The sequence below is a fragment of the Holospora undulata HU1 genome, from assembly GCF_000388175.3.
Taxonomy (GTDB): Bacteria; Pseudomonadota; Alphaproteobacteria; order Holosporales; family Holosporaceae; genus Holospora; species Holospora undulata_A.
Genome location: NZ_ARPM03000177.1, coordinates 1 through 5,272, shown reverse-complemented (window position 1 = coordinate 5,272; position 5,272 = coordinate 1). Strand labels below are relative to the sequence as shown.

Below are 5,272 nucleotides of genomic sequence, written 5' to 3'. Positions count from 1 at the left end.
GTCTTCTGGGGATGGCTCAATTTTGGCGCATAGCCTTGATCCTAAGGTGCCACCTCCTTCAAAACAGCGCTCGCGCTGACACCAAAACGCCGAGCAATTCGGTTCATTGAAAAGTCACTTGCGTATAAAACAAGGGCGTTCAGCTTGTCTTTTTCAGGTACACCTCGTGAAATTTTTTCTACATTTTTTACATTTGTACCGCTTTCCCCCTCGAACAAAACCGCTTTTAAAGCAATCTTAACCATTCACAAAATTTACATACAATCATTTTTAGAGACTTTTAAAAGACTTACTTTACTGATTCTAACGAAAAATATACCCCTCTTAGATGAAGGTATGGATAGATTGAGTTAAACGTTTTAAATATATGTTTATGAATATTTTTTTAACAGACCTCATACATCAAGACCTTAGAGCGCGTCACCGAAAGGAACGGGATGGCCGGGTGCAAGACCGCATCAAAGCTGTTCTTTTTGCGGATAAGGGGTGGATGTATGTGCAGATCGCTGAGGGCCCTGATGCTTGATGAAGAGACGATTTAGCCGCCATATCCAAGAGTATCTTGATTCTTAGAAGTTGAAACCAGATAACGGTGGCAGTGACTCTAAGTTGAATGCGTCACAAACATCCGAACTGATGGCGCACTTGGAGACTGCGACTTATATGAAAGAGCTGATAGTGTTCAATACGTGAAGCAAACCTATGGTATTTCCTACACTTTGTCTGGCATGACCTATTGGTTGCGCGCCCATGGATTTTCCTACAAAAACCCCGCGGCAACGCCCTCGAAAGCAGATCTTGAAAAGCAAGAGATATTCATTCAACACTATGAAAAATTATTAAAAATGACCTCAGAAGACGAGCCCATTTTGTTTGGATATGGTGTCCACCTCACCATGGCAACGAAAATAACCTATGGATGGATCCGAAAAGGAATGCGACAACCGATTGCGACTACGGCGTCCCGGGTACGTATTAACGTGATGAGATCTTTAGATTTATCGCGAATTGCCGTCTTGCGACACTCCATGAAATCCTTAATAGTCGGGCGATGCAAGAGCATTTTCAGCATCTTCGAGAGCTCTATCCAAAGGCTCCCAGAATCCACATGATTGTTGATCGAGGCTCTTACAACATAAATCGAGAAACTCAAAAAGCGGCTGTCACACACAACATTATTTTACATTATTTGCCGCCCTATAGCCCCAATCTTAATCCCATTGAACGATGTTGGAAAATCATGAATGAACAGGTGATAAATAATCGATTTTTTTCTTCTGCCAAAGAATTCCGCGAAGCAATTATGCATTTTTTCAACACTACCTGGCCTGAAATTGCCACTTCTATGACTGATCGCGTAATGATAGCTTTCAGCGGTTAAAATCCATACATTCACTTTGATTGGGTATATCTTTAGTTAAAGGCTTCTTTTTTTCGATTTTATTACAAAAAACAAGAATTTTTTGATTTTACATCTTGTAATGTTATTAATCGTATTTATTTATATTATATTTTATTAAAAGAATTATCTTTACAAACCATATTCTTAAAAAATTTTTAAATTGATCGCTTTCGATATATAAGGGGTTTTTTGTAGTCTAGACGTCACATTTACACTATAACAAAAAGTCCTTTCTCTTTTTCTAATATTTAGTTGTTTGTACAAAAATTTTATTAAAGCATTAGAATAAAAATTAATATTACACACCGAGTTTATAACAAAAAATTTAAAGACTTTCACTATAAGCACGCTATCTATTGTTTTTTTTATAAGGCAAATATATCATCGCTGTGTGTTTGAAAATGAAGGTGTGTGAGATGAAAAAGATACGGTGTGTGTTTGCCCTGATGACAGTTAGCAGCGTTACTTGCTTTGGGGGGGGGGAAAACGTTTTAAACGATATTACAAAAAAAATTGAAGAAGGAGCTAAAAGAATATTTCAGCAATTTGGAACTTCAGAAAATTTTTGTGATTTCTTGAAAAAAGTTTCTCTCTCGGTCATTAATTTAGCAAACAATGAAGTAGAAATTAACAAGGCGCTTCGCAGCATGGCTTTAAGCGCATTTGCGTATAATTTAGACTCGACAAAGGTGTTTGGCTCTGGATTAAAAACGTTAGAAAACTTTCAGAGAAATTTAAAACAAGAGGGAGGAATAGAAGAAAAACTCCCCTTATTTGAAGCCATTGTATTAGAACGCACAAGCCTGTCTTCCCCTACTGACCAGGGAGAGCCCGGAAGGTGGCGTTTTTTAAGGTCTATTTTTTCCTTTGAAAATGCAGTGTATCCTGAAGATAGGGACTTGGCTTTGGCTGATATAAGCGCTAAGACAAAAAAAGAGCTTGCTTGTGAATGCTTACTAATTTGCGGAGCAGATTTGCAACTTGAAAAAAAAATTTTGGTAGAGCAGTTTGCTCGACTTCAAAAAGAACAATCTAAGAAGGCTTCTCAAGCCAGCGAAGAATTGCAGCTAGTGGAAAAAAGCTCTAGCAGTTCTGATGAATCAAGCTTGTCTAAAAAGGAAAACAACGAAAGCAGCTGCTCATCATCTCAACGAGGTTCTGAAGATTTTGACGAACCTGATCAATGTCTAAAGACAAGCAGACACAATCGAAGCGATTAGGTTTTGCTAAGAGTGATCTTTAAGTGCCGCTCTTGTCAACCGGTCGTTAATTGCAGCGCCTATTCCGTAAGATGGAATAGGCACGATTCCAATAGAAAGACATTTTTCTGAGCGATCTAAATAATGAAGAGCAGAAAAGATGTTTCTTGCAGCCTCTTCAATATTTTTTTTTACGCTAAGTTGCACAAATGGTTGGGTTGGCAAATCTCCTTGCAGAGGACCAAATCCTATGATCCCCATTTCAAGATCAAACGGGGGTGAAACATTCAAAAACAAAGGCTTTTTAGGAGAATAATGCTGAAATGAAGTTCCTGGTGTAATAATATCTGAGCTTTGCGCTTCTTGAAAAGAGATATCCGGGAATTCTTTCAGTAATTTTTCTAAAGTCCAGTATCCTGGGCGCAAAATAGAAAAGGGATAAAACCTCAAATCAATAATGGTAGATTCAACCCCTATAACACACGGCCCTGCATCTAGTACTGGTACTGTTCCTGAAAAGGCTTGATGCACATGCTCTGCAGTTGTTGGGCTTACTCCCCCCGAAGGATTTGCACTGGGAGCAGCAAGAGGGCCGACCTGATTCAATATATAATGCATTACTGGGTGATTAGGAACCCGAATAGCAAAACTCGCAAGCCCACAATGCGCCAAAGAAACAACCCTAGAGTCAGGAGATTTGTCAACAACAACAGTCAATGGACCGGGCCAAATTTTTTTTACGAGTTTTTTTCCTTGCTCACAGAGCACCCCATCTTTCAATGCCATTTCTTGAGTTGCGTAATGAACGATTAAAGGGTTAGAAATTGGACGTCGTTTAACTTCATAAATCTTTTCTACTGCCTCAACACTTTCTGCGCGTCCCGCCAAACCATACACTGTTTCTGTAGGAAGGGCGACAATCTGATTTTTTTTTAATAAAGTCACCGCTTCCAGAAGCGCTATCCCTTGAAGCATCTTGCTTTTCTCTCCATAAGAAAAAATATTTCACCTAAATAGAACACAATAAAAAGCACTTTTATCCCCCAGAAATATAAAACAGTATACCAAATTTTTTTCAAATATAAACAGAATGAAGGGAAAAATACAAGCGATGCGTGTCAAGATATCCAATTTGGCGATAATAATTTTTATTCAGTCTTGTCAACTGAAATGGATTGTGCTACCATTCCTAATATTCGGGGTGTGGCGCAGCCTGGTAGCGCGTCTGCTTTGGGAGCAGAATGTCGGAGGTTCAAATCCTTTCACCCCGACGCCCTTTGTGGTGTTGCTTTTAAAAAAAAATAGTATTATAATGTATTTGGTATTTTTTTTATTCGATATTTGTGTCCAATTCTATCCCCATGACGGAACGTGGTTTACGTCAACTTCAAGACGAACTTAGAAATTTAACTTTTGTAGAAAGACCTCAGGTTATTGCAGAAATAGCAAAAGCTCGCTCTTACGGAGACCTTTCAGAAAATGCGGAATATGCCGCAGCGAAAGAAAAACAGCACCTTGTAGAGAGGCGTATTCGCTATATAGAAGAGCGCATATCTCGTGCTCAGGTTGTAGACCTTCGAACACTTTCTGGAAACAAAGTGTTTTTTGGTGCTTATGTTGTTTTAGAAGACGAGGAGCGCGAAGTTCAATACCAAATAGTTGGAGCGGACGAAGCAGACATAAAGCAGGGAAAACTTTCCATAGAAGCGCCGCTGGCAAAAGCGTTGATAGGAAAAGAAGTGGGAGACTATGTGGTGCTTACCATAGTTCAAAAAGAAAAGCAGTTTTTAATTAAGTCTGTTCAGTATAGTTGCGATACAGATTAGTGCAACAACACATCTCTTTAGAAGAACGAGCGGTGTTAGATCAGACAGAAACGTGTTTGGGGATAGATCTTGGAAAAAAACTTACAGGAATTGCTATATCAAATCCGGAAAACACTTTGGCAGTTCCGCTGGAAGTTCTTTCTACATCGGCGTATAGTCGTTTAGCAAAAAAAATCATAGAAATTTTGAAGGGCTATTCTGCCTCTTGGGTGGTTTTGGGGCTTCCCTTGAATTTAGATGGATCTTGGAGCAAAGGGTGCGATTTAGTCGTAGAATTTGCAAGTTTTTTAACGCCCTATCCTGTGTGCTTATGGGATGAGCGTTTAAGCACACTTTCCGTTCAGCACCTTACAATTTCTAAAAGCAAAAAGATCGATGCTCAAGCAGCAACAGTTATATTACAACATGCTCTAGACCGCCTAAGCTATTTAAGGAAAGAAAAGTACTATTAAAAATTTATAGAGATTATTTAATTTTTCTAAGAATTGACGTTGCAAAAATTTCAGTTACTTTTTAAATAGATTTGATTGCTTAAAAAAAATACAGGTGATACCAGATCTTATTACTAGGAGACTTTCAACCAAAGATAGCATGATTAATTTTCAAAGTTTTATTAGCGTGAAGCGCCGCAAAAATACGCAGTGTTCCCTCTAGCATCTCAAGTGGTCGTGTGTTTGCAAGGGGGGCGAAATCCATAAGAGTTGAAAGTGTCAAAATAAATGTTTAACAGCATTGAAATCCCCTCCTGAAATAATAATTAATGTTTTAATAAAAGATTACTCTAGATCTAATGTAAATTGAAATAATGGAATTTTGAAGCCATGCAGTTTCTTTCTAGCCTTGTA

At 38.5% G+C, this 5,272-nt stretch carries 8 protein-coding genes and 1 tRNA gene; 6 read left to right on the top strand and 3 right to left on the bottom strand.

The window, feature by feature from the left end; translation table 11 throughout:
* Nucleotides 1-41 precede the first annotated feature (41 nt).
* Nucleotides 42-245 carry a helix-turn-helix domain-containing protein gene (locus tag K737_RS05535; protein ID WP_023492378.1) on the bottom strand — a complete coding sequence of 68 codons (204 nt, stop codon included), beginning with the start codon at nucleotides 243-245 and terminating at the stop codon, nucleotides 42-44.
* A 381-nt stretch (nucleotides 246-626) separates the two neighbouring features.
* On the opposite strand from K737_RS05535, the gene K737_RS09010 reads away from it, so the two are divergent.
* From K737_RS09010 to K737_RS05520, 3 genes are all read left to right on the top strand, one after another.
* Complete coding sequence (locus K737_RS09010) at nucleotides 627-1,112, top strand: winged helix-turn-helix domain-containing protein (protein WP_081731189.1); 486 nt, start codon at nucleotides 627-629, stop codon at nucleotides 1,110-1,112.
* Nucleotides 1,052-1,381, top strand: coding sequence for a transposase (locus K737_RS09005; RefSeq protein ID WP_081731188.1), 330 nt, complete (start codon nucleotides 1,052-1,054; stop codon nucleotides 1,379-1,381). Before K737_RS09010 ends, K737_RS09005 begins: the two co-directional genes overlap by 61 nt.
* A gap of 422 nt (nucleotides 1,382-1,803) precedes the next feature.
* Entirely contained in the window at nucleotides 1,804-2,622 is an 819-nt protein-coding gene (locus K737_RS05520) for a hypothetical protein (RefSeq protein ID WP_235075712.1), read from the top strand.
* A 6-nt stretch (nucleotides 2,623-2,628) separates the two neighbouring features.
* Here K737_RS05520 and K737_RS05515 read toward each other — a convergent pair whose 3' ends face one another.
* A complete protein-coding gene (locus K737_RS05515) occupies nucleotides 2,629-3,576 on the bottom strand; it encodes an L-threonylcarbamoyladenylate synthase (protein ID WP_006302104.1) in 948 nt (315 codons plus the stop codon).
* A 222-nt stretch (nucleotides 3,577-3,798) separates the two neighbouring features.
* On the opposite strand from K737_RS05515, the gene K737_RS05510 reads away from it, so the two are divergent.
* The 3 genes from K737_RS05510 to ruvX all read left to right on the top strand — a co-directional run bounded on the left by K737_RS05510 (nucleotide 3,799) and on the right by ruvX (nucleotide 4,879).
* Nucleotides 3,799-3,872, top strand: a tRNA-Pro gene (locus K737_RS05510).
* Between the two features lie 90 nt (nucleotides 3,873-3,962).
* Nucleotides 3,963-4,427: a transcription elongation factor GreA gene (gene greA, locus K737_RS05505; protein WP_006302103.1), complete on the top strand. Its 465-nt coding sequence runs from the start codon at nucleotides 3,963-3,965 to the stop codon at nucleotides 4,425-4,427.
* Nucleotides 4,412-4,879: a Holliday junction resolvase RuvX gene (ruvX, locus tag K737_RS05500; RefSeq protein ID WP_052563245.1), complete on the top strand. Its 468-nt coding sequence runs from the start codon at nucleotides 4,412-4,414 to the stop codon at nucleotides 4,877-4,879. Before greA ends, ruvX begins: the two co-directional genes overlap by 16 nt.
* A 124-nt stretch (nucleotides 4,880-5,003) precedes the next feature.
* On the opposite strand, the gene K737_RS09650 is transcribed toward ruvX, so the two are convergent.
* Entirely contained in the window at nucleotides 5,004-5,141 is a 138-nt protein-coding gene (locus K737_RS09650; RefSeq protein ID WP_235075709.1) for a hypothetical protein, read from the bottom strand.
* Nucleotides 5,142-5,272 lie beyond the last annotated feature (131 nt).